Source organism: Neolewinella agarilytica (assembly GCF_900110645.1).
In the GTDB taxonomy this organism is placed as follows: domain Bacteria; phylum Bacteroidota; class Bacteroidia; order Chitinophagales; family Saprospiraceae; genus Neolewinella; species Neolewinella agarilytica.
The window spans coordinates 323,330-344,174 of record NZ_FOFB01000001.1; the positions used below are offsets into that span (position 1 = coordinate 323,330).

13 protein-coding genes are annotated in these 20,845 nt (G+C 53.0%); 8 read left to right on the forward strand and 5 right to left on the reverse strand.

The genetic code is table 11. The features are described from left to right. Positions 1 to 114: 114 nt before the first annotated feature. Positions 115 to 2,952: a carbamoyl-phosphate synthase large subunit gene (carB, locus tag BM123_RS01215; protein WP_090164978.1), complete on the forward strand. Its 2,838-nt coding sequence runs from the start codon at positions 115 to 117 to the stop codon at positions 2,950 to 2,952. Between the two features lie 11 nt (positions 2,953 to 2,963). Further along, on the forward strand, positions 2,964 to 3,563 hold the full coding sequence (locus BM123_RS01220) for a hypothetical protein (RefSeq protein WP_090164979.1): 600 nt from the start codon (positions 2,964 to 2,966) through the stop codon (positions 3,561 to 3,563). A gap of 80 nt (positions 3,564 to 3,643) precedes the next feature. Here the strand turns inward: BM123_RS01220 and BM123_RS24840 are convergent, their stop codons facing one another. The 3 genes from BM123_RS24840 to BM123_RS01235 form a co-directional block, all read right to left on the reverse strand. Continuing rightward, complete coding sequence (locus tag BM123_RS24840) at positions 3,644 to 4,030, reverse strand: SpoIIAA family protein (RefSeq protein ID WP_090164980.1); 387 nt, start codon at positions 4,028 to 4,030, stop codon at positions 3,644 to 3,646. Positions 4,031 to 4,042: 12 nt separating this feature from the next. Then, the gene (locus BM123_RS01230; RefSeq protein WP_090164981.1) at positions 4,043 to 6,967 is read right to left on the reverse strand and encodes a M43 family zinc metalloprotease; all 2,925 of its coding nucleotides are present in this window, start codon (positions 6,965 to 6,967) and stop codon (positions 4,043 to 4,045) included. A gap of 431 nt (positions 6,968 to 7,398) precedes the next feature. Further along, a complete protein-coding gene (locus tag BM123_RS01235; protein ID WP_090164982.1) occupies positions 7,399 to 7,974 on the reverse strand; it encodes a YceI family protein in 576 nt (191 codons plus the stop codon). Positions 7,975 to 8,329: 355 nt separating this feature from the next. On the opposite strand from BM123_RS01235, the gene BM123_RS01240 reads away from it, so the two are divergent. From BM123_RS01240 to trpC, 4 genes are all read left to right on the forward strand, one after another. Then, positions 8,330 to 11,488: a tetratricopeptide repeat protein gene (locus BM123_RS01240; RefSeq protein WP_245748374.1), complete on the forward strand. Its 3,159-nt coding sequence runs from the start codon at positions 8,330 to 8,332 to the stop codon at positions 11,486 to 11,488. Between the two features lie 56 nt (positions 11,489 to 11,544). Further along, the gene (locus BM123_RS01245) at positions 11,545 to 13,191 is read left to right on the forward strand and encodes a TonB-dependent receptor (RefSeq protein ID WP_090164984.1); all 1,647 of its coding nucleotides are present in this window, start codon (positions 11,545 to 11,547) and stop codon (positions 13,189 to 13,191) included. A 487-nt stretch (positions 13,192 to 13,678) separates the two neighbouring features. Then, on the forward strand, positions 13,679 to 14,668 hold the full coding sequence (gene trpD / locus BM123_RS01250) for an anthranilate phosphoribosyltransferase (RefSeq protein WP_090164985.1): 990 nt from the start codon (positions 13,679 to 13,681) through the stop codon (positions 14,666 to 14,668). A gap of 59 nt (positions 14,669 to 14,727) precedes the next feature. Further along, positions 14,728 to 15,543, forward strand: a complete 816-nt coding sequence (gene trpC / locus BM123_RS01255; protein WP_090164986.1) for an indole-3-glycerol phosphate synthase TrpC — start codon at positions 14,728 to 14,730, stop codon at positions 15,541 to 15,543. Positions 15,544 to 15,738: 195 nt separating this feature from the next. Here trpC and BM123_RS01260 read toward each other — a convergent pair whose 3' ends face one another. Beyond that, positions 15,739 to 17,316, reverse strand: coding sequence for a S41 family peptidase (locus BM123_RS01260; protein ID WP_139211714.1), 1,578 nt, complete (start codon positions 17,314 to 17,316; stop codon positions 15,739 to 15,741). A 22-nt stretch (positions 17,317 to 17,338) separates the two neighbouring features. Next, positions 17,339 to 18,829, reverse strand: coding sequence for a maltokinase N-terminal cap-like domain-containing protein (locus BM123_RS01265; RefSeq protein ID WP_175489212.1), 1,491 nt, complete (start codon positions 18,827 to 18,829; stop codon positions 17,339 to 17,341). A gap of 124 nt (positions 18,830 to 18,953) precedes the next feature. Here BM123_RS01265 and BM123_RS01270 point away from each other — a divergent pair, with 124 nt between their 5' ends. Next, positions 18,954 to 19,832 carry an ATP-grasp domain-containing protein gene (locus BM123_RS01270; protein ID WP_090164989.1) on the forward strand — a complete coding sequence of 293 codons (879 nt, stop codon included), beginning with the start codon at positions 18,954 to 18,956 and terminating at the stop codon, positions 19,830 to 19,832. Next, on the forward strand, positions 19,829 to 20,791 hold the full coding sequence (locus BM123_RS01275) for a succinylglutamate desuccinylase/aspartoacylase family protein (RefSeq protein ID WP_245748375.1): 963 nt from the start codon (positions 19,829 to 19,831) through the stop codon (positions 20,789 to 20,791). The genes BM123_RS01270 and BM123_RS01275 overlap by 4 nt, the downstream gene beginning before the upstream one ends. The last annotated feature ends 54 nt before the right edge of the window (positions 20,792 to 20,845 follow it).

The following is a 20,845-nucleotide window of genomic DNA, read 5'->3' on the forward strand; positions in this document are numbered from 1 at the left end:
CACCTGCGGCCGCGCAAAAAAACCTTCCGCAGCCATCGTAATTACTGCTTCAAGAGAGCCCAAAAGCTGATCACCTTGTCTATCTTTGCGCGAATTTGAAAAGACCACTTCCCCATGCCAAAGGACACTTCGATTAAATCCGTACTGATTATTGGCTCCGGCCCCATCATTATCGGTCAAGCCTGTGAGTTCGATTATTCAGGTAGCCAAGCCAGCAGAAGCCTCAGGGAAGAAGGGGTGGAAGTCACGATCATCAACCCGAACCCGGCGACGATCATGACCGACCCGATGACCGCCGAAAACGTCTATTTGCTGCCGCTGACGCCGGAGTACGTCGAGCAAATCCTGAAGGAACAGCCACAAATCGACGCTGTTTTACCAACGATGGGCGGGCAAACAGCGCTCAACCTCGCCATTGAATGTGGTGAACTGGGCCTCTGGGAAAAGTATAACATCAAGCTGATTGGCGTTGACCTTGAGGCCATCGATCTGGCGGAAAACAGGGAACTGTTCCGCCTGCACATGGAAAAAATCGGACTGAAGTGTGCCCCGGCCATGATTGCGAACTCCTTTCTCGAAGGAATGGAAGCAGCTCAGGAAATCGGTTTCCCACTCGTTATTCGCCCGAGTTATACCCTCGGCGGTTTTGGCGGTGGCTTCTGTTTCAAAGAAGAAGATTATCCCGAGATGCTGCGTCGTGGCCTTGACGCCAGCCCCACGCACGAAGTACTCATTGACAAGGCGGTTCTGGGCTGGAAAGAGTTCGAGCTGGAACTCCTCCGGGACGCAGCTAACAATGTTGTCATCATCTGTGCCGTAGAGAACTTTGACCCTATGGGCATCCATACCGGTGATTCCATCACCGTTGCCCCGGCGATGACGCTCTCAGACAAAGCCTATCAGGATATGCGCAACCAGGCCATCCTGGCCATGCGGGCGATGGGCAACTTTGCGGGCGGTTGTAATATTCAGTTCAGCCAAAACCCCGAAACGGAAGAGCTCATCGTCATTGAAATCAACCCCCGCGTTAGCCGCTCTTCGGCGCTGGCTTCAAAAGCGACGGGCTACCCGATTGCGAAGATCGCCGCTAAGCTCGCACTGGGTTACACGCTGGACGAACTCAAGAACCAAATTACCAAGACGACCTCCGCATTCTTTGAGCCAACGCTTGATTACGTCATCGTAAAAATCCCCCGCTGGAATTTCAACAAATTCCCCGGAGCAGACCATATTCTCGGCCTGCAGATGAAATCCGTCGGCGAAGTGATGGGCATCGGCCGTAATTTCCAGGAAGCCCTGCAGAAGGCCTGTCAGAGTCTGGAAAACGGACGCGCAGGCCTTGGCTCCGACAAGAAAGAGTGGATCAAGACGGATGACATTCTTCACCGACTGGAGAATGTCTCCGAAGATCGCATCTTCCGGGTAAAGGATGCCCTTCGCCTGGGCGTCCCCCGCAAGACGATCCACAAGCTTACCAAAATCGACCCCTGGTTTATTAATCAGATTTACGACCTGGTCGAGATGGAAAAAGAATTGCTCAAGTTCAATGTCCCCGACGACATTCCCTCTGACTTTTTCCGCACCCTCAAAGAAAAAGGCTACTCCGACCAACAGATTGCTTACCTCCTTCGGGTAGACGAGGAGGCCGTGACGAATCGCCGCTATGAGCTCGGCATTCGTCGTACCTATAAAATGGTGGACACCTGTGCGGCTGAGTTTGAAGCGAAAACGCCTTACTTCTACTCTACCTTTGATCAGGAGAACGAGAGCATCGTCTCCGACAAAAAAAGCGTGATTGTCCTTGGCTCAGGCCCCAACCGGATTGGTCAGGGTATTGAGTTTGACTACTGTTGCGTTCACGGCCTTCGTGCCGTTCAGGAAGCTGGCTATGAAGCCATTATGGTGAACTGTAACCCGGAGACCGTATCCACGGACTTTGACCAGGCGGACAAGCTCTACTTTGAGCCCGTCTTCTGGGAGCATATCCGGGAGATTATTGAGCTGGAGCAGCCTGAAGGCATTATCGTCCAGCTTGGTGGACAAACCGCCCTCAAGCTTGCCGAAGAATTCCATAACCGGGGCATCAAAGTATTTGGTTCGAGCTTTGAAAGCCTGGACCTGGCCGAAGACCGTGGCCGGTTCTCCAACCTGCTCAAGGATTTGGAGATCCCCTACCCTAACTTCGGCACAGCCAAAAATGCTGACGAAGCCCTGGAGGTTGCAAAGCGCGTAGGCTACCCGGTCCTCGTCCGTCCAAGTTACGTACTTGGTGGTCAGGATATGCGCATCGTTATCAACGATGACGAACTGGAACGCCACGTACTGTCTATCTTCAAGAAAGACCCCACCATGGTGGTCCTCGTTGATCACTTCCTCGACCGGGCTAAAGAAGCAGAAGTTGACGCTATCTGTGATGGTGACGAAGTTCACATCATGGGCATCATGGAGCACATCGAGCCTGCGGGTATTCACTCCGGAGACAGTTCGGCCGTACTACCTACTTACTCTCTGAGCGTAGAGTCCGTAAATAAAATGCGGGAATACACCGAGAAGCTGGCTTTCGCGCTGAAAACCAAGGGACTCATCAACGTACAGTTTGCCATTACGCGCGACCGGGATACGGGCGAAGAGACTGTCTACGTTATCGAAGCCAACCCGCGTGCGAGCCGGACGACGCCCTTTATTGCCAAGGCGTACAAGGTCCCCTACCTGAACATTGCTACCAAAGTGATGCTCGGCAGCCACAAGCTGAAGGACTTTGACATCAACCCGCAGCCGAGTGGTTATGCCATTAAGGTTCCCGTCTTCAGCTTCAACAAATTCCCTAACGTGGATAAGCAGTTGGGCCCTGAGATGAAATCGACCGGCGAAGCGATTCGCTTCGTTAAAGACATGACGGATCCTTTCTTCCGGGAATTAGATCGCAACAGATCTGTTTACCTGACTCGCTAATACTCCTGAATTTGAAATTTCTCGTCCTAAGTCTTTTAGTAACGCTGTTTGCCCTGCCTGCGCTTTCAGCTCAAGCTACCGTTGCTGACTCCTCAAAACTCGTACGGGAATGGCTCTCCGCAACGGACATCAATCTGGACGGTTGTGTTGAGCGGTTTTGCGAATCCATCACCGGTAAGTCACTTTCTGTGGACACCCTGATGCGCCCCAACACTTCTTACATAAGAGCAGCGATAAAGCCCGAGCGGGATAGCTTTCTGGCGAAATACTCCTCTGAATTTCCTCAGGATATGGTACTGGAGGGTATTCAAACTCTCGTCACGCTTAGGGTGGCTGCTGAATGTCCTGACTTCATGCGACAAATGCAGGAACAGTTGGTGATTGCCGTTCACAGGATGTTTAAACTTACTGACGAACAAGCTGCTTTCGTCGACCGCATCGCCCTTACCAGCTGTGGGTGTGGGGCCAAAGAGAAAGACTGTGTTCTTGACCGGATTACGGCTGAGGACAAGAAGGAAGTGGAGAGATTGTTTCCTGAAAAAGGAGAAAAATCCTCTTTTGACCAATTGTATTCGGTCATCTCCATGTGGCATGCCGTCGGGTGCCCATAAACGATGTTCTCCTTATTGGGGTGACTCTGAAGTATGGATGCAATCATTAGCACTACACTTCATAAAGGTTTTCCTAATGGTTAGAGCGTATCTGAATTCCCTGGTGTCTGTTTGTGTAGCCAATCTTCAGCCTCGGCCAGTTGGTCCGGTTTGAAGGAACGTAAACGAATGTGCGGTAAGAAGAAATTCAGACAACGAATAGCAGTTATAAACCATGACTGGTCCGATACGGCTGCATAATGACTAACCCTGCTCAGGAGTTTATACTCATTTAAGAGAAATACCCGTAGGGCCTTCGGGTTAGCGTAACCACGAAAAGCCGAGACGGTAACAAGTATTGCCAGCCTGCCCTTTCGCTGATACTGTTTTTCGAGTTCACAATAATACCTGGTCAAGTCCCCGGCATTGAGTTTTCCGCTGATGACGTATCTAAAAATATGATCTTTGCTGGTATCAATGATAAGCACCTCGTCAAAACACTAGTGCTTAATGACATGTTTTACAATCCGTTCCGATGCGGAAGTAAATACCAGAAAATAAATTCCGGAAGTCAGATCTGTTAGGTCCAAAGAGTGGGTCGTGATCAGTGAGCTCAGCTCTACCGTACGGAGGATCCGCCCCCTGCCGTCCAGTAATTCCATTGCACCTGCGGTCCCGCGCCCATCAGCATCATTCCCGGCAATGGAAACATTGAGGATATCGTCGGCTGGGTTCGGAAACGTGATCAAGGCTAGCCCAGCAGGCTGAATCTCCGCGGAAACAACATCAGAATCTGAACTGCTTCCGTCAAAATCCAACTGTTTAAGTTGGTAGAAATAAGTTCGCCCAGGCAATACGTTCCCGTCTTCGAATTCATATTTACCACTGCCCTGCAATTCCGAAATTGCTTCCACAAAACCAACTTTGCTGAAGCTTTGCTCCGCTACTGATTTTCGCCAAACTTCAAAGCCCGCATTATTGAATTCAGCAGCGGTTGTCCATTCGACCATAATCGTTTTCTCCAGCGGGAAGGCTTCAATGTCAGTATATTCAACGGGTAAAGCCATCGCAGCACCACCCAATGCAAAGCCTGAAAAACCGGTAGAAAATGAACTGGTGAAAATAAAATCTTCGCCAAAGGACACACGGGAAACAGGAGCCTCTTCCAGCATATTGGCATCCGCGATGCTACCCGCTGCTTTTAGCATAACCAAATCATCAAGAGTCTCTTCGCTGGCTGCTAACCAGCCATCAATTTCTGTTGCAGTGTAATACAAGGAAATTGAATACTTCCCTTTATCATCATTGTTCTGCGGCGTAACCCGAAACGATTTATCCGTCAGCATACGAGGGGCAGCCGAACTACTTCTGCGGGCACCAGGATCAATACTGTTTGCATCATCGACTTCAACGCGGGTACAGCCGTAATCATGCTGAGTCAGATTCGTCAGGCTCATCATGATGTTTCCCGTCTGCTGGTCGTAGAAGTAAACGGTTTCTTCGGGGCCAAATTCCAACTCCACAAAACCCTCATCCTGATTAGCCTCTTGCTGAACCTTAGGCTTGCTCAGGCCACTTATCGTAATGTTGTCGAGGATCCAGAACCAGTCATATTCTGCACGGTAAGTAAACCTCAGCTGATTGTCTTCAGCGGCATAGGCGCTGAGGTCAAAACTTTGTTGATCGGGTTCAGCATAATCTCCCAGGCTTCCGTCCGCTTCTTCGTGGTGGAATATATTTTCCCAGCTGCTACCGTTCCATATCTCAATGTCAAAAGTTTCCTCTGTTCTCCGGTTGTAAACCCGGATGTACTGATCGAGGTCAAGGCGCAGGTTGGTAACGGAAGTTCCGTCAAATACGGGCGACAGCAGCGCCTCGTCCATAATAACACCACTACCCGCATCATCACTGTTAGCCATGACGTATTGAGTTCCGTTCAGGCCACCTGCGGCAAGGCTGAGTTGCCAGGTTGCGGCAGAGGAGCCGCCATCAACAACCGTCCAGTCTCCCAGGTCTTCATTAAAATCCTGTTGTAGCAGAGCCACCTCCCGTACATCAGAGGGCAGCCAGTCATCATTGGATATAGTGATCCGAATGGCGTCCAGATTTCCCAATTGAGCATTACTCCCGCTGGCTTCCAGTTCTAGCTGAATGGTGATGGTTTCATCCGTTTCGATTTCACCGTCACCTAATATTTCCAGGAAAACTGTTTTATCCGTCTCGTCTCCCGCCGCAATATCAAAGGAAGTACTGCTTAGGGTATAATCTACTCCCTCCTCAGCATCTCCTGAAATCAACAGATTGACCCTTGCATCAGCGTCCGGCGCTTCGGAAACGCTAACCGTTATGGGAATGGTCCGAAAAGCATCAGTAGTACAGTTGATCGTCCCCTCCGGTAAAGTGAGCGCAGATTCCATAAAAGCAATTCTGGCAGCTGCCGGGCCGGTGACATTGTCCGCATTCGCAATTACGGCAGGCAGGTTGCTGTTCAGATAGGCGCTCATGACGTTCGCTTGTCCGGCAGTGAACATATACATGCAGGCGTCACTGGTGTAATCCATATAGTTCATATGGAGGTCCCGGCTACCGCAGGAGCTGGAGCTGATGTCCGGACAGGCACCATAACTTGAGGCTGATTCCGGGGTGTCTTCCACTCCATCATCGACAGCACATCCATCCCCCCAGATGTGGGCCAGGTCCAAATAATGCCCCAGTTCATGGGTCAACGTTCTGCCAAGGTTGTAGGGGGCCGTGGGTTCAAACCCCGCACAGCCTGCTCCGCTACCGAAGGAATTATTGTCAATGACCACTCCATCTCCATTACCTTCTCCGCCAAGGGGAGAAAAGCCAAGGGCGCCGATATTTCGGACGTATACGTTGAAGTAATTACTCCAGGCCAGGTTATCTTCTCCGGTGGTTTCATTAATGGTAACGGCGGGATCTCCGTTAACCAGGCCAAAGCCGTCCGGATGGTTACGGGTGGCCAGCACGAACTCTACGCAAAATTCCCCGTTAGCTATCCCCGGAAAAAAGGCGGCGGCGTTGTCCGTCCAGTTTGTAATATCGTCGTTAGCGCCCTGGAAGTCTTCATTCAGAATTCTGATCTGATCCGCGGCAAGTGCCCGCAGGCAAGCCACGTCCACATCCGTTACATTCTGATAGTGGACGGCGATGGGGACGATAAGGGGCGTTTCGCAGGCAAGGCTTTTCGTCTGAAAAGCAGCATTCGCCAGGCGCTCCTGCGTTCGGGCTTTCCGGGCCAGGTAAGCTTTCCGATAATCCGCATCAGTATTCATTCTTTCCTCGTGCAGCTCATGCGTCGGGCATGTTCTTTGCTCAACGTTCAGACCCTGTGCCGTAAGCAGGGAAAAACAAAAGAAGGAAAAAGCCACTATAGTGGCGCGAAGTAAATATGTGTTGTTCATTTTCTGACCTTAGAAAGCTGGGGGAAGCAAAAATACCACAATTCAAGTAGAGACATCAATTCGCAAATGAAAGGGCCTCACACCCGTTTTTTAACAAAAAGAATCTTCCCACAATATGAGAATATTCGATTCAAATTCAGATGCCTGTTTATGACGTGCTGTTTGCCATAAGGTAACGGAGGCCCTGTTTGACTGCGTGGAAGATGCAACAACTCCTTTCAGCGGGCATTTGGGCGCCGGAGCGCGGGTGCGGTGGATGGACAGAACAGCTGTGTAAGTGGTTTCCACTGAAAGACGACTGCCCAGGTGTGGTGACCAAAAGCATAAAAAAATCGCTCTAACCAACATAAATAGCGGTTAGAGCGATTATTGAACCTGGCCTCTCGCGGTAGGAGGAGCGCTTGATACAGGGGAATAATGCCCCGGGGGGATTATTTCTTAGTGACCAGTTTGATGTTCAGGTCAAACTCGTCGTAAATGGTTTTGTCTCCGAGGTTTTCAAAGAAAGAACCTGAGCCATAGCGGATGTTGAAATCCGTCCGGTCCAGCTTTACGTCTGCCGTAGCGACATAGCTTCCCTCCTGCTCCGCAACCTGGGCGTTGAAGCGAATTTCTTTCGTAGTCTCTTTGATGGTAATGTCTCCGGTGATACGGTAATCACCGGGAGTGCCCCGGTTAACGACTTTAGTGATGGTAAAGGCCGCCGTTGGGTGCGTCTCAACCCCGAAGAAATCCGGACTCTTCAGGTGACCTTCCAGTTTAGCGGCTCCCTGTCCGTCAATATCCGTCACGTCAATGCTATTCATATCGATAACGAAGGTGCCACCGGTCAGCTCCCCGTCCTTGAAGTCAAGCTGGCCATCCTGTACGGCCAGGGTGCCTTCATGCGACCCCGTCACCTTATAGGCCTTCCAGCTTATCTTGCTGGCCTCCGTATCAACAGAGACAGCAAAGGTGGTGGCGAATAAGCCCAGAAAAGCAACCGTGAGAATAAGTGATTTAAACATCGTAGTAATATTTTAGAAATGATGGATGGTAAATGTAACTGAGCCTTCCCCGCTGCTTCCAACTTTCACTGCACCAGCGGTAGCGCCGGATGCTCTTAAAAAGTCAGGTTATCAGGAAAACATCGTCACAAAATTCAATGTACATACATTAATTGTAATGATATGGTTTAGCTGTTTTCTAAAAAAAAGTGAACAAATGCGCTAAAAACAACGATTGATCGGTCAGAACGCACTAAAATAATATCCCAAAGTCGTTAGCCGACCAGGCATGTTTAATTGGATTCCCCCCTATCTTACCCGCTGATACCTGATAATAGATAACATGGTTGATCAGAATTTTAACCAACTCCCCACGATGACCCCAGTCCACCAATTATACCGCCGGCTATTGCTGCCGGCCCTCACCTTCATTTTAATTCTATCCTCGACGGGTTTGCAGGCACAGGCAACCACCGTTTATACGGAGGCCTGGCGCATGTACAAAAAGGCAGAAGCTGACCAAACTGACAACCTGCTGGCCAAAGCCCAGCGGGAGTACGCAGAGGTTATTGATATGCTTCTTCCCCTTCACCAGCCGGAGGCGGAGCTGCTTCGCATTAAGGCGGAGCTCAACCAGGCTAAGATTGCCGTTAAACTCGGCAAAGTTGAAGGTGAGAAACTCATTTTAGATTTTGTGCGTCGCTACCAACCCGATCCCGTTGCTAACGAGGCCTTACTCGAAATTGCCAATTACTACTTCAACGAAAATGAGCTGGAGAAAGCCGTTACCTACTACAAGCGGGTACCGGCTGAACTGCTGAGTGCGGAGCAGAGGGCGGAGATGAATTTCCGTCTGGGTTACGCCAGCTTTGTACAAAAGAAGTTTAGTGAAGCCAAGCGCTACTTTCAGTTCAGCAAGAGCACGCAGGGTGAGTTTTACTACCCGACCAATTACTACCTCGGCATCATTCAGTTCTTCGAGGGCAACTATGATGGTGCCGTTGGACAGTTTCGCATTGCGGAGAAGAGCAAGCTCTACGACGACTACATCCCCTACTATCTGACGCAGATTTTCTTCGCCCAGCGCCGGTACGATGAATTGATCGCCTACGCCGCCCCCATCGTTTCAGGGCGACAGCGGATTAAGAACGCAAAAGAAATGAAGCAGCTTCTCGGCCAGGCCTACTTCGAGAAAGGGGACTACACCCAGGCACGCCCCTACCTTGAAGAGTATGCCCGTAATAACCGCCGGATGCAGGAAGAGGAGCTTTACCAGCTGGGCTTCACGCAATACAAACTCAATGATTTTCAGGAAGCCGGTAAATCCTTCAAGGAACTCGCCGGCCAGAACAGCCTCGTGGGCCAATCTGCCAGTTACTACCTCGGAGACATTGCCCTTCGCAGCGGTGACGGGCAGGCCGCCCGAACGGCCTTTGGGACGGCTTCCCGGATGAATTTTGACCCGGCCCTCCAGGAAGAAGCTCTCTTCAATTTTGCCAAGTTGAGCTACGAACTTGGCTACCCCGCTGATGCCATTACCGCACTGCAGGGTATTCAGCCCAGCAGCCGTTACTACCTGCAGGGGCAAGAATTGCTCGGCGAAGTATTCAATACCACTGAAGACTACCAGCGCGCGCTCGACATTCTGGAACGAATGCCCAACCGAACGCCGAAACTGGAGGAAGCTTATCAGCGCGCGGCCTTCAGCCGCGGCCTGGAGTTACTTCGCTCCGGAGACGATACCGGTGCGGACGCCCTGCTCGCCAAAAGCCTGCAACGGCCCGTTAACCCTAACCTCCGCGCTCAGGCACTGTACTGGCAGGCCGACCTGGCCAACCGCCGGGAAGACTACCCCACCAGCATTAACCTGACCAACCAGTTCCTTACCCTCGCCAGAGGATTACAGGGTCTGCCACCGCAGTCCAGCCTCTACACGGGTAACTACCTGCAGGGCTATAACTACCTCAAGCAAGACAACTACGCCGGGGCACTGGATTACTTCACTGCTGCGGTGGAAGGCATCGAGCGAAACCTTCCTTACATCACGGATGCTGACGTCCGGGAACGCGTATTGGGTGATGCGGTGCTCCGTGCCGGAGACGCTTACTTCAGCCGTAACCAATACGATCAGGCAGCCCGTTTCTATGATGATGCCATTAACCGCCAGACCAGTGGCTTTGTCTACGCCCTCTTCCAGAAGGCCATGATCGAAGGTCTACGCGGCCGTAACGCGGATAAAGTACTGGCACTGGAGCAGCTCGTTCAACGATACCCCAAAAGCCCTTATGCGGATGACGCGCTTTACCAGCTCGCCCTCACCTATCAGGAACTCAACCGTCCACAACAGGCGCTTGATCCACTACGGACCATCGTGAGAGACTATAAGGTTAATTCCAAACTCGTCAATCAGTCTCTGCTGCAGTTAGGTCTCATCAGCTATAACCTCGGTAACCGGGAGGCGGCCATCAACTACTACAAGCAGGTATTCAGCAATAACCCCACGGCAGGAGAGTCCAGCCGGGCAAAAGACGCGCTGCGTGAAATCTACGTGGACGACATGGGACGTGCCGATCTCTTCTTCGACTTCTTCGAAACCCTGCCCGGTCAGGAAGTGGACTCCGACGGACGGGAGAACATCAGCTTCGAGGCCGCCAAAGGGCAATACGAAAATGGCAACTACGAGCGTGCCATTAGTGCACTGACCGACTACCTCCGTCAGTACCCCCAAAGCCCCAACGCGCTGGCGGCTACCTTCTACCGGGGAGACAGCTACGTAGCCTCTCGCCGCTATAACGAAGCGCTACCTGACTATGAAGCCGTGATCAACGCCGGGCCGAGTAACTTCTACCTGCCAGCCCTGAAAAAAGGAAGTTTGATTGCTTACAACAGCCTTCAGGATTTCCAGCGGGCTTACCGGCTGTTCGCGCTCTTAGAGCAATCCGCGGACACGGAAGACGTACGTCTTGACGCACAGGTTGGTGCGCTCCGGGCGGCCTATCGCCTCAATGATACCGGCGCAACCGAGCAGTATGCCCGCAAAGTAGCCAATAACCCTGCGGCACCTTCTCAGCAGAAAACTACGGCGAACTTCTACCTGGGCAAGATTGCCTACGATCGTAACGATTACAATACGGCCCTTCCGGCTTTTGATCAGGTTATTGCCAATTCGGACGATGAGCAGACGGCAGAAGCCCGTTACCTGAGAGCCAACATCTTCTACCTGCAAAGGGACCTGGACCGGGCACAATCGCTCAGCCTGGAGGCCAACCGGGAAAGCTCGGGCTATCCTTACTGGGTTGCTAAAACGGTAATCCTTCTCTCGGACATCCTCCGGGACAAGAAAGACCTCTACAATGCACGAGCTGCCCTGGAAGCACTACTGGAAAACTATCAGGGTGATGCAGAGATTGTTGCGGAAGCTCGCCAGAAACTCGTTCGGGTTCAGAACGAGATTGACGCCGGTAGCCGGATCAACAGCGCACAGCCGGGTACAAACCCCAACTACCTCGAGCTTGATAACGGAGGAGGGCAGTAAGCGCCTCCACAGTACTCCCCTTCCCCCATTATTTTCCTACAAAGAATCAAAGCAATATGCTTCGCCAAATATTTTTTTCCTTCTTCCTGTTGCTGGCCACTTCTGCTACTCTTCTGGCACAACCAGGTTCAGGCATTGACGATAACAACGTGACGGTTGTCACCAACTTTGAAGCCCGCCTTACGGACGCTAACCGCGTCCGTGTAAACGCCGAAACGCCTCCGGCGGACACCAGTCGGCGACGCCAGCAATACAACATCGTTGACCGGCCGCTCAACATTGACTATCCCGCACCGGTCATCCGACCACGTGGCGTAAGCCGCGAAAAGACGGCACCCGCTAAAAATGGTTTTATTGGCATCGGTGCAGGTTTGCCCGGCGCGCTGTACGGCGACCTGAGTTACGACCTCAGCGGTGTGGACAACGCAGAGCTGGGCGTTTTTGCCCGGCACCATAGCTTTAACAACAACTCGAACGTTGAAAACCAGAAATCCAGCGACACCGAATTTGGCGTCGAGGGTACTTATCTTTTCGATCAGGGCTTTGCCGTCAGTGCAGGAGCCGGGTATGAGTCGCAGAGCCGCTACTACTATGGCTATAACTTCCCGGAGATGGGGTCTGACACGATGATCCCCAGCTTTACGGACGATCAGGTGCGGCAGCGCTACAACATTTTCTCTGTCCATGGAGACATCTTCAATGGCACCCGCACCGCCGCTAACTTCGATTACAAAGCCGGAGTAGCACTCTACCTGATGGACGGCAACCCGGCCGTCAGAGAAAACGGCATTGATATCAATATTGCGGCAACGAAGTGGATTTCTGACGACCAACCGCTTGACTTCAAGCTCCGGACAGATTTCACGACTTACAAAGACACCAGTACGCAGAACCTCAACAACATCTACTTCAGCCCCAGCTACACAACTTCGATTGCGGGAAAATACCGGCTCAAGATCGGTGTCAACCTGACGAGCCAGGACGATGACTTTGATGTATTCCCCGACGTCAGCATTTCGGCTCCCATTGTTGAGGGGCTGCTCTCCGGCTTCCTGGGTGCAGAAGGTAGTCTGCAAAAGAACACCCTTCGCAGCCTGAGCGATTACAACCCCTGGGTTCGTACGCGCCTGCGGGTGCGCAACTCGGAGTACACCCGGTTCTACGGCGGTGTAGACGGCACCATTTCCGGTGTCTCCTACCGGGCGGAGGCCAGCTACAAGCGGGTTGACAACCTGGCGATGTACTTGCTGGATCGCACGCAGGAAATACCTCAATTCAGCGTAATTTATGACGATGGCAGCATCTTCACTTTGAAGGCTTCCGGAACGGCGGAGTTCATTAAGAATCTACAGATCAATGGCTCCATTGCTCAGCGGTTCTACAGCCTTGAAGACGAGGAGAAGCCCTGGCATTTGCCGGCCTTCACCCTGAATGCCGGAGGTTTGTATACGCTGGAGAAGCAGAAGGTTAGCTTCGGGGCTCAGTTCTTTATGGAAAATGGCCTCCCTTATCAGGACAGTGACGGTGTCGCTCAAACCCTCAACGCTTTGCTCGATCTGAGCCTGAATGGCGAGTATGATTTCTCCGATAACTTCTCTGCCTGGCTCCGCGTCAACAACCTTCTGAACAACAAGCGGGAACGCTTCGTACAGTACCCGACGATTGGCACGAATTTGCTGGTGGGGGTTTCGGCGAAATTCTAGGAACGCCTCATTTCTTTCTGCATTTTTTGGCGCAAACGCCGGTGCAGGGAGAGGTTGAAGGAGCAATGAATAAAACCTCATCCCAGAATGACTCCTCTGGGATGAGGTACTCCTGCTCCGAAAAATCGAGCCCGTAGGGCGAGCTGTTTGGTATTCCTCATATTGGAGTTGAGCCGCGACGTACTGTTGTTGTTACCTTATCCGGGCCGACCGCCGGATAAGGTCCCAAAAATTCGTCACGGCTTACCTTCAATAAACGGAACACCCTAACTTCAGACATGCCTACAAAACTCTGCAGGCTGGCCCGTTAAAAGCCTCCTGTAATTAGCCTAAGAGAGAGAATACCCGAAGGCAAGCCGACAGTTACATTACACGCTGCTACGCAGCTCGTTTTTCGGAGCAGGAGCTCCACAACTCAAGATAGTCTTCAACCCAAAAGAAGTAGTTTAGAACCCGCAAACTAAGCCTATTCATTACCTTCGCCGCCATGAAGACCCTACTCAACCACCTCTACGCTCAGGAGCCCCTGTCCCGACAAACCGCCTACGAGACTTTGTCTCGCATTGGTAACGGAGATTGCAACGAAACGGAGATCGCCGCCATGGTCTCTGCCATCAACATGCGCCCGGCTGTTTTGTCTGAAATTCAGGGTTTCAGGGACGCCATGATCGAGCTGGCCAAGCCCATCGACCTCGAAGGGCGGCAGACCATCGATATTGTTGGCACCGGCGGAGATGGTAAAAACACCTTCAACATCAGCACACTCTCGAGTGTAGTCGTTGCCGGAGCAGGATATGCGGTAACGAAGCACGGCAGCTACGGCGTGAGCAGTAATGTGGGCAGTAGTGACGTGCTCATTGCTTTGGGTTACGAATTTAGCAACGATCAGGATCAACTGATGCGATCGTTGGACACTGCCGGCATCTGCTTCTTCCACGCGCCCTTGTTTCACCCGGCGATGAAAAACGTTGTTCCCGTCAGGAAGGCCCTGAAGGTGAAAAGCTTTTTCAATCTGCTGGGCCCACTCATCAATCCGGCCAAACCCAAATACCAACTCTTTGGCACCTACAGCCGGGAGGTATCCCGCATTTACGACTACATCCTGCAGGAGGAGCCCGAGCGGCAATATAACATCGTGCATGCGCTCGATGGCTACGACGAGGTCAGCCTCACCGGCTCCGCCAGTGTCCGCAGCCGGGTGCAGCAGCGTTTGCTGACGCCGAAGGACTTCGGCTTCTCCACGCTCCGCCCGGAACAACTCTACGGCGGAGAAACCGCTGAAGAAGGCAAGGCTATCTTCCTGGCCGTACTCAATAACCAGTCAACGGAGGCGCAGCGGCAGGCGGTCTGCGCTAATGCCGGTCTGGCCATTCACACCATCCATCCGGACAGAAGCCTAATGGACTGTGTTTCGGAAGCAGCCGAAAGCCTGGCCAGCGGGAAAGCTATGGCTGTTTTAACTAAGCTTGTTCGTTAAACCTTTGCTCTTTTCAACACTGCTTGCACCTGCGCTCCGGCGCATAAAATTATTCCCCGATGACCATTCTTAACCGTATTAACGACTATAAAAAACTGGAAGTAGCCCGTCGCAAAGAAAATACGCCACTGTCCAAATTGAAGGATACGGCGCTCTATCATCAGGATCGACGTAGTCTTCGCCAGTCCATTCGGGAAAGCGAGCATTTCGGCATCATTGCCGAATTCAAACGTAAGTCTCCCAGTCAGGACAACATCAACGTGGCGGCTGACCCGGCCGCCGTTACCGCCGGCTATCAGACCGCTGGCGCTGCCGGCATTAGTTGCCTGACGGACACCCAGTTCTTCGGCGCCCAACCGACTGACATTGATATTGTCCGCCAGACCGTTTCCCTGCCCGTCATCCGGAAAGACTTTATGGTCGACTCCTACCAACTACACGAAGCAAAAGCCATGGGTGCAGACGCCATCCTGCTCATCGCCGCCTCTCTTTCCGCTGGCCAGATAGATGACTTTGCCAGCGAGGCCAGTGCCCTTGGGCTGGAAGTCTTGTGTGAAGTTCACAACGAAGAAGAAGTGGGTAAGCTGAGCCCCAACGTCGACATCGTTGGTGTGAACAACCGTAACCTGAAGGACTTCAGCGTCAGCATCGCCAACAGTCTCCAATTAGCGGAGATGCTTCCGCCCAGTATGCTTAAGATCAGCGAGAGTGGGATTGAGGATCCGCAGTCCATCGTCAAGCTGCGGAGTGCCGGGTTCAAAGGCTTCCTCATCGGCACCTACTTCATGCGGGAGCCGGACCCCGGACAAGCCTGCGCCGATTTCATCCGCCGGGTGCGGGAGATTGAGGATTTGTATGATGGGGCCATTGCCTGATGGTTTTGGGTAGTGTTACAACTTTATAGAACGATGGAGTTCAAGGTGTGCGAGCAAACTAAGCGGGGCAATTGCAAACTCCACGCCGGGACGCTCGCCGGTCCCGCAGTATTGCGGGACCTTCGAGCGTCCGCTCTCTCCGAGTATGCGATTGCCCTGACAAACTAAGGCTCCGCCGGCTAATCGAACAATTGCTTATCTACCCCGTCGTAGCCATGCTGCCGCTGCCTCAGCTGGCGCGTCCAAACCTTTTATTGGAGACACCACTTCATCCGGCTGAATTTTTGCCCCAAAAGGCACCTTGTCACGATCTCCGTATACGGAAACCGTAAGCAAAATAGCCGCCCCATCGGAAAGGTAAAATGTTCGATTACCGGTGGAGTAGCCACCGGTGGCTTGCCCGAAACTTCGGCTATTGGGTAAACCCCGAAAGGCTATCGCCACCACTTCGCCCGAGCTGGACGTTTTGGGTCCGTAAAGCACTGCAATACGAGAGGGCTGGCGGAGAGCGTAGGGCTCGGTCAGGACCAGTTGCTGGCGGCGTCTATACCAGCTGGCGCCTTCCCAGTACCACCAACCGCTGGCGGCGGATCCATCGCGCTGCATGAAGTAACCGCACACCCCATCGCCCAATAACGGTCCGATTCCGGCCAGCATCGCCCAGCAATTTCCGCCCGTATTTCGACGCAGGTCGAGCACCCACTCGCTCGTTCCCGGTTGATCCAGGCGTTCAATCAGGCGGGTGAGGCTATCGGCGTAGGCCTGGAGCGTTTTGTCATGGCCACTGGAAACACCAGGCATACTGAGGTAAACCATGTGATCGTCTACCCGGCGGCCGGTGGCGTACTTCAGGTTGGGGTCGATGGCGTCATCGTCGTTGTTGCCCGTGGCCCAGCCCCGGTGGACTGCCGGGGGTTGCAGAGAAGAGTGACGATCAATCCGTCGAAGGGTAAATTCCAGTACATCGTGTATATCAGAGAGGCTATCTGCGGTGACGGATAAAGCATAGGCGTCCTGCCGCAACACTTCCCAGTTAACCGAGTCCCGGTCGAGGGCCTGCCCGCGCACCAGGTCAAAAAATTCATCGATGTAACTGGCGATCTGAGGCGTAGGAGCCATCACCGCCACTGGCCGGCGTTCAACGGCCGGTGGGCTTACTTTGGCCATACCCTCTCCGTAGTGGTAAACGCCAATGATCAGGTCTTCCATATCGGTGGTGGCCAACCCATCAATTTTCAGGATTACACTCGTATCTCCAGTGGCCGTAATTCTGGCGGACTCCCGGTAGCCCAGGTAGTCATTTCTGGGGCTGCGACCATGCATATAAAGGTATACGGTTCCGCCCGTAAGGTAGACAGTGGTTTGGGCGGAGACGCTATCCACGCCAAGGGAAGGTGCCTTTAAGATGTGCTCCAGTTGGCGGACATTGTCCGCGGTAGGCAGGGTACTGACTTCCGATGGCAGCCAGCTTGCCGGGGTCTGAGCCAGCAGTGAAGAAGAAAGGGGTACACCGGTGAGGACGAGCAGGAGTAGCGTAAGTAGTCGGATAGATGGATGAGGTTGAATGTTGATTAGGAGGTTGCGGGTTGCAGGGTTCAAGTTGCGGGTTGCAGGGTTCAAGTTGCGGGTTGCAGGGTTCAGGTTGCAGGGTTCAAGTTGCAGGTTGCGGGGTGCAGGGTTCTGGTTGCGGGGTGTGGGTTGCAGGTTGCAGGAGGCTTTGATCGTCCGGACTGAAATTTTCCGGTGGGGATCATTGCTTCGCTTGATTTCCACGCGAAATTATCAATCTGACCGGCTAGGCCATTGCCAGGACGCCCGCTAGCGGAATTGCTAACCAGTGAGGGCGGGAGTTAAGTTCATAAGCAACTTCGTAAATGGCTTTTTCCAACATGAAGAGGTCGAGCAGGAGCTGTCGGTCTTCGTCGGATTCGGGGAGGAAGGAGGCTTCCCCACAGCGTTCAAAGTAGGCCTTCAGGTAAGTTGTGGATACGGTTTGAAACCAGGCTTCTGCTCTTGCCTTCAGCTCCAGGGGATCGTGATCAGCGTATCGTTCGGGATTTAGGAGTAATTGTCCGAAGGCGGCGTAGTGGAAAGAGCGCACCATGCCGGCGACGTCCTTCAGAGCAGGGCGACGGCGGCGGCGCTCGGGGATACTGAGCAGGGGTTCGCCTTCAAAATCGATGATGTAAAAATCATCATCGGTTACCAGCACCTGACCCAGGTGGTAATCTGCATGAATGCGGATGAGGTCTACGGTCATTCCGGAGTCCTTTAGTTTATTCAGGCGAGTGGTAAGTTTGGGCTCAAGGTCCAGCACTGCCTGCGCCATAGTTTGCAGCTCGGGAGAGAGGCTTTCTTTCTTTGCGGCCAGTTCTGTGACCTGGCGGTGGAGCAGTTTGATGGCCGCTTCGGTAATTTCATTACGGTAAGCGGCTGTCATGGCTTCCGGGGCCATCATGGCACCTGCGTCCGCGCCCCCCGCTATATTTACGGCAGAAAACAACTTTGGTTTTTCTTCCGGTGCCCCTAAGGCCAGGTGCATTTCTGCCGTGCGCTGCCCCAGCAGAACGGCACGATCCAGTGTCTCCTGATCTACATCTCCTCCTTCCGTAAAGTATCGTTGGGTGAGCTCCTGAAAGAACTCCCAGGCATCTCCCCGGTTGTCCACCTTGCCACTGAGCATGCCAAGATTGAGGTAGTTGTCTTCGTGCATCTCCCCTACCCCGAGGCTGCCCCCGTAGGGCGGGCAGCAATCGAAGTCCGTATGCTCCGACAGATGACGCACCAGCTCCAGATCAGGGTTCAGGCCCGGATCCAGTTTCCGGAAGAGTTTGAAGAAGTATTTGTCGTCATAGATAATGGCCGTGTTGCTGGTATCAATAGCCGGAACCACACTTCGGGCATTCGCCGGCGCGGTTTTCAGCATCCTGCCTGCTTCGCAGTTGATACCATCCCGGGTGTCGGCTCCGTCCCGAATCAGTGCGTAAATAGCTTTCCGAAAAGCCGGCAACGGAACGGCATCAACGATGTACGGCCCGCCGGGCACCTGCAGCAACACCATGTTGGCGTTCTCCTTCAGGTAGCGCCGTTGGTCGTCTTTATGTTCCAGTTGAGCCAGAGGCATTTGGTATAGTTGGCTGCTGCCATCCTCGAACTCAAACTGCATTACGGCCAGTACGCTGTCTTCCGTGACACGAAAAACATCTTCCACCCGGCAGTTCTTCAACGATTTGCCCTTTTCCATAAACCAACGCTGGCGTGGCAGGAATTCCGGTAGTTTCTTCAACAGGGCGTAATTGAAACTAGGGTTGGAAAATCGACTTTTTAGGCTTGCCTCGTACTTCATTTTCGCACTTCTGTTTTCTTATCCAGCGTAATAAAGGCATCTTTGTTGAGACTACCGACCGAAAATGCAGATTACTATCTTTTCCCGGGGCCCTTCTTTGTACAGCACGAGCCGATTGGTGGAGGCGGGGCGGACCCGTGGGCACCAAACGAAGGTGATCGATCATGCTTGTTGCAGCCCTTCTTTGCATGGTGAAAAAACCGCTTTACTGCTCAACGGTAAACCGTTGAAGCTACCGGAAGTCGCCATTCCCCGGATCGGTGCCAATATTACCAGTCGTGGAGCAGCCGTTATCCGGCAGCTGGACACTTTGGGTATTCCTCACACGATGGATGTGCAGGCTCTTTTACTCGCACGAGACAAAATGGCCAGCCTCCAGGTTCTGGCGGCTCATCATTTACCCGTGCCCCGTACGGTTCTCTGTTTTTCCGTCCGGGAGGTTCGAACGGCAGCCTTGCGTATGGAGCAGTTTCCCATTGTCGTCAAATTACTGGAAAGCACACACGGCGTAGGGGTAGCCCTGGCCAGAAGCTTGTATGAACTGGAAAGAATAGCCGAAGGTTTTTTGCATTTGCAGGATCGGGTGATTCTGCAGGAGTACATTGAAGAAAGTGACGGGCGGGACATCCGTGCCTTCATCGTCGGAAACCGGGTCGTAGCGGCCATGGAACGAAAGGCGATGGAGGGGGAATTCCGGGCCAACATTCACCGGGGTGCATCTGCCAGGGCCGTCCAGCTTTCTGAAAAAGATAAAGACCTTTGCCTGCGAGCCGCTGCGGCCCTTGGGGTGGAAGTTGCCGGGGTTGATCTTATCCCCAGTAACAGAGGTCCGTTGTTGATGGAAATAAACGCAAGCCCTGGCCTGGAAGGCATCGAAACCGCTACGGAAGTGGATATTGCCGGAGCCATTATTGAATATGCCGTAAACAAGGCCCAACTATGAGTGAGATTCAGCCAATGACCATTGCTGACGGAGAATTTTATGCCGGGCAGTCCGGCACCGTTGAAGTCATTGCCGGGCAGCTGCCCAGCGGTAATTCAGTACAGATTACGGCACATGTATTCCGGGCCTATGAGCCCGGGCCTACGATGCTTTTCCTGGCCGGTGTACACGGCGATGAGATTAATGGTGTGGAGATAATACGCCGATGCCTGCGGCAAGACATCTTTGGCCGAATTACTTCCGGCAACGTTATTGCCATTCCGCTGCTGAACATTTACGGTTTCAACAACTTTAGCCGGGATGTCCCCGACGGCAAAGATGTTAACCGTAGTTTCCCCGGCACCCAGACCGGCTCGCTGGCCAGCCGCATTGCCGGAGGCCTGAGCAAAAACATTCTGCCGCACGTAGACTTAGCCGTTGACTTCCACACCGGCGGCCGGGGGACCTACAACTTCCCGCAGATTCGGTACAACAGTGAAGATAAGCGCGCTGCCGATGCCGCCGAAGCGTTTGCTCCTCCTCTGATCATGGCTAACCGGGCTCCGGCAAAGTCACTCCGACGCACCGCTCTCAAGAACTTTGACCTGCCCGTACTTACTTTTGAAGGAGGAGAAAACCTACGCTATGACGCACTGAGCATCGATACGGGTGTGGCGGGCATTCAACGCCTGCTCAACTCCAGGGACATGCTGGCCAGCGCACCAGAAAAATCTCCTAAGCCTCCTACTCTGGTCAATCAAAGCACCTGGCTTAGAGCTGGCCGCGCGGGGCTGTTTCAGTGGACGAAGAAAAGCGGCTTCCCCGTCAGAAAAGGAGAACCCGTAGGCTTCATTTCTGACCCCCAGGGCATCAGAGCAGATAAGCGCATTCTTTCCCCCAGAGATGGATTCATTATCGGTCATGGAAATGCTGCCGTAGTAAGCCAGGGAGATGCTCTGTTTCATATTGGGTGGAAGTAGGGCAGGTTGCAGGTTGCAGGTTACAGGTTGCAAGTTGCAGGTTGCAGGTTGTAA

What these genes read in the sequence shown, in the direction of transcription:
- carB (WP_090164978.1), top strand. Translation starts at nt 115, where the DNA reads ATGCCAAAGGACACTTCGATTAAATCCGTACTGATTATTGGCTCCGGC.
- BM123_RS01230 (WP_090164981.1), bottom strand. Translation starts at nt 6,967, where the DNA reads ATGAACAACACATATTTACTTCGCGCCACTATAGTGGCTTTTTCCTTC.
- BM123_RS01235 (WP_090164982.1), bottom strand. Translation starts at nt 7,974, where the DNA reads ATGTTTAAATCACTTATTCTCACGGTTGCTTTTCTGGGCTTATTCGCC.
- BM123_RS01240 (WP_245748374.1), top strand. Translation starts at nt 8,330, where the DNA reads ATGACCCCAGTCCACCAATTATACCGCCGGCTATTGCTGCCGGCCCTC.
- BM123_RS01245 (WP_090164984.1), top strand. Translation starts at nt 11,545, where the DNA reads ATGCTTCGCCAAATATTTTTTTCCTTCTTCCTGTTGCTGGCCACTTCT.
- trpD (WP_090164985.1), top strand. Translation starts at nt 13,679, where the DNA reads ATGAAGACCCTACTCAACCACCTCTACGCTCAGGAGCCCCTGTCCCGA.
- trpC (WP_090164986.1), top strand. Translation starts at nt 14,728, where the DNA reads ATGACCATTCTTAACCGTATTAACGACTATAAAAAACTGGAAGTAGCC.
- BM123_RS01270 (WP_090164989.1), top strand. Translation starts at nt 18,954, where the DNA reads ATGCAGATTACTATCTTTTCCCGGGGCCCTTCTTTGTACAGCACGAGC.
- BM123_RS01275 (WP_245748375.1), top strand. Translation starts at nt 19,829, where the DNA reads ATGAGTGAGATTCAGCCAATGACCATTGCTGACGGAGAATTTTATGCC.